Below are 3,719 nucleotides of genomic sequence, written 5' to 3'. Positions count from 1 at the left end.
CCCCCGGCCCGACCCACCGCCGCCGTCCTGAGCCGGGGGGATGACCGGCCTGGCAGGAGGCGCGCCTTGGCTCCCACCGTTGTGGTGGTCGACGGCGGATACGGCGGAATCACGGTGGCGAAGGCTCCGGATGAGGTCTCCGACGTCGTCCGTCCTGGTCGAAAGCCGCGACGCGTTCGTCCACAACGTCGCCACGCTGCGCGGGGTGGTGGACCCGGGCTGGGCGGAACTGCAGTCGGGGACGCGGATCGCGGCCGACTGCGTCGTCCTCGCGACGGGCTCGGCGTATCCCTACCCCGCGAAGATCGATGCTGTGGACAGCGGCAGCGCCATCTCGACGTTGCGCGGCACGCACGACGGCGTGGCGCGGGCCGGGCGGGCACCTTCACGGGTCACGACAGAGGCAGGCGAAGACATCACCGTGGACGTCTGGTTCGCCTGCTACGGCGCGAGTGTCGACAGCGACTACCTCGACACGCCGAGCTGCGCACGGCCCGGCAGCCCGACGGGCGGGTGGCCGTCACCCCGGAAACTACGGGTGCGCGGCCAGGAGGCGGTGTTCGCGGTCGGGGACGTCACCGCGCTGCCGGAACTGAAGATGGCCCGGCCTGCCCAGAAGCACGCCGAGGTGGTCGCGGCCAATATCCGTACCCTGATCCAGGGCGGCGGCGACCTGGTCGAAGGCCAGCCGGAGCCGGACGCGGTCGTCCTTATCCGTGGTCAAGCGCCCGCGGATCTGCCCCGGCGGGAGATTTCAGACCCCGCAGGGCGGCGATCTGATACAGCCTGCGGGCGTCGTCACCGGTATAGAGCCGATGTCCACCGCCATTCCGCAACGACGGACACAACAGACCGGTCCTGTCGTAATAACGACGCTCGCCGGCAGGGCGGCCGGCGGGCGTCCGGTCGGCGACGATCCGGCGCGGTGGCCGGACCGAGAAAACGCCCGCGGCACCCTCGGGAGCATCCGACCGGATGAACCGGACGGGGTACTGGCAAGCTGTATCCATGGCACGGGGGAATCATGGCCAGCCGCCCGACAGGGCACTGCGGATTTTCATCAGCGTCACGGAGTCCGATCGTCCCTGGGGCCGGTGGATCAGCAGGGAGCTGCGCGAGGCCGGTCACACGGTCGAGCGGGACGAATGGTCGTGGCGGGCATCGGCGCGCATTCTCACCGAACGGGTCGACGCGATGGCGGACCCGGCACGGATCGTCATGGTGATCTCGCCGGACTTCCTGGATCCGGCATTTTTCGGGCCCGAGCAGCTGGCGGCCGCGGAGCAGCTCACCCGCCGTCGCCCGGGTCTATTCGTTCCGGTTCTGCTCGCCCCGGTCACGCTCCCCCCGCTGCTGGCCCGCCTCGCCCCCGTGGATCTCGTGGAGTGCACCGAGCAGGAGTCCCGTGACCGACTGCTGCGCGGTCTGTGGGATCCCCGGCCCACCGATGCCGACAACGAGGCCGACGACGACGCGCCTTGGCCGGGAGCGTCCACGTCCACCGGGCGCCGGCCCGCGGCGGCGCGCGGCTTCTCGCCCGCCGGCCGGACCGCCGCGCTCGTCGCGGAGGTGGCGGCCGCGTTACCCGGCTACGACGTCGGCGCCCGCCTCGGTTCCGGAAGCTTCGGTCTCGTACTCGCCGGCCGACATCGCGCCCTCGGCCGCGATGTCGCGATCAAGGTGCTGACGGCGCTGCAGGACACCACCCCCGCGCGTTTCGCCGCCGAGGCGCGGGTGCTGGCGGAGCTGGACCAGCATCCCCATGTCGTCCGCGTCCATGACTACATCGCGCACGACGACCTCCACATGATCATGATGGAGCTGCTGCCGGGTGGCACCCTCACCCGTCGCGCCGGGATGTCGGGCGAGCAGGCCTGCGCCGTCGGGCTCGCGGTCGCGGAGGCGCTGGCCTACATCCACGGTCGCGGCGTCCTGCACCGCGACATCAAGCCGGACAACGTCCTGTTCGACGCCGATGGCCTGCTGAAGGTCACCGACTTCGGCATCGCTAAGATCTTCGAGGGTTCCCAGGTCACCGCGACCACGATCATCGGCACTCCCCGCTACATGGCACCCGAGCAAATCACCGGCGGACGGCTCGGGCCGGCGACCGATCTCTACGCGCTGGGGACGGTGCTCTACGAGCTGCTCGCCGGGTCACCACCGTTCAGCCCCGACCTGAGCCCGCCCGCGCAGCTGCACCACAAGCTCAACGTCACGCCGGCGACGCCCGCGGGCGTCGCCGCCCCGATCGCCGCGGTCGTGATGCGGGCCCTGGCCAAGGAGCCGGAACGCCGGCAGCCCTCGGCGCACGCCTTCGCCCGTGACCTCGCCGCCGCGGCGGCCGCGGCCTACGGCCCCGGCTGGACTGACCGCGCCGGCACCCGGCTACACCTGAGCGACGACGTCCGAGCTGCCGCTGACGGTGATGCGGACGGCAGGCCGCCGGGCCGCCGCCGGCGGCGCCGGGTGCTCGCCGCCGCGGCCGTGGCCGTGCTCTGCCTGCTCGGCGGCGCGGGGGTGGCGCTGGCGCAACGCGGCGGCTCCTCCGCCGGGCCCGCGCCAGTGCTGGGCCGGTGCCCGCAGATCACCATCCTCACCGGTCAGGCCGACACTCCCTACTATCGCTATGGAATAACACTCGCCCGGCAGATCCAGAGCCGTTACCCGGGCTCGCGGGTGACCGTGGCGCCCACCTCCGGCAGCGCCTACAACCTGCAGAGCGTGCGCGATCCGCAGGCGGCCCAGTGCGCCCTGGCCGTCACCCAGCTCACCACGGCCGTGGACGCGCACAACGGGGTCTACCAGTTCGCCGGCTCCCCGATCTCCCAGCTACGGACGGTCGGCCCGCTGTGGTTCGACCTCCTGCAGCTCTTCGTCCGGACGGACTCCGGCATTCACGACGCGACCGGCCTGTGCGCGGGCACGGTCGCGACCGGGCTGAATGACTCCGGCACGCAGCAGATCGGGACGGTGCTGTTCCGCCAGATCCCCGGCTGCCATCCGAAGCTGGTCTCGCTCACCCTCACCGACGCGATCACGGCCATGCGGCAGGGGAGGATCAACGCCATCCTGTGGGCGGCGGGCGCTCCCACCCAGGAGATCCGCGACGCCATCGCCCACGGTCTGAGCATCCGGCTTCTGCCGCTGGACGCCTACCGCAACGGCATGCAGACGGAGTGGGACGCCTACTACGGCGGGCTACTCGGATCGGCCTTCGTCCCCGGACCGGCCTACGAGACCGAGTCCTACGGCCCGCCGGACTATGCCGGGACGACGCGTACGGCGACGGTCGCCGTCGCCAATGCCCTCGTCGCCAACGAGCACACCGACAGCGCGCTCGTCGGCTTCGCCACCGACGCGCTCTTCCGGCATCGCGGCGACTTCGAACGCGATCTCTGGGGCGTGGGCCAGGGCTCGCGCCACTTCCTCACCGCGCCGCAGACCGTCGGCACGAGCCCGCTCTACTGCCTGGTACCCATGCATGCCGCGGCGGCCGGCTACTACCAGGGCGTCGGCGTCCATCCCCCCTGCCCAGCCCAACCCGGCTCCTCCTGACAAGCGGGCCGACCACCCGGCGGGGCAGGAGCCGAAAAGCGAGGCGACGGCGCGTGAAACGGCGGCCTCGCCGTCCACCCCGACCCGGCGCACCGTCGGATCCCGGCTGGTGACCAGCAGATTCCGCGCCGGCATCCGCACCCCAGACACTGTCTCTTATA

At 71.8% G+C, this 3,719-nt stretch carries 3 protein-coding genes; 1 reads left to right on the top strand and 2 read right to left on the bottom strand.

What is annotated here, in order from left to right; genetic code table 11:
- Nucleotides 1–532 precede the first annotated feature (532 nt).
- Both NBZ83_RS34085 and NBZ83_RS34080 read right to left on the bottom strand, forming a co-directional pair.
- Nucleotides 533–724, bottom strand: coding sequence for a hypothetical protein (locus tag NBZ83_RS34085; RefSeq protein WP_368861932.1), 192 nt, complete (start codon nucleotides 722–724; stop codon nucleotides 533–535).
- Nucleotides 711–1,010: a MerR family transcriptional regulator gene (locus tag NBZ83_RS34080; RefSeq protein WP_368861931.1), complete on the bottom strand. Its 300-nt coding sequence runs from the start codon at nucleotides 1,008–1,010 to the stop codon at nucleotides 711–713. Before NBZ83_RS34080 ends, NBZ83_RS34085 begins: the two co-directional genes overlap by 14 nt.
- Between NBZ83_RS34080 and NBZ83_RS30820 the strand changes: the two genes are divergently transcribed.
- Nucleotides 1,009–3,558 carry a TAXI family TRAP transporter solute-binding subunit gene (locus NBZ83_RS30820; protein ID WP_261576381.1) on the top strand — a complete coding sequence of 850 codons (2,550 nt, stop codon included), beginning with the start codon at nucleotides 1,009–1,011 and terminating at the stop codon, nucleotides 3,556–3,558. The genes NBZ83_RS34080 and NBZ83_RS30820 overlap by 2 nt on opposite strands.
- Nucleotides 3,559–3,719: the final 161 nt, after the last annotated feature.

The sequence above is a fragment of the Frankia gtarii genome, from assembly GCF_025403375.1.
Taxonomy (GTDB): domain Bacteria; phylum Actinomycetota; class Actinomycetes; order Frankiales; family Frankiaceae; genus Frankia; species Frankia gtarii.
This window is presented reverse-complemented; position numbering and strand designations above follow the sequence as displayed.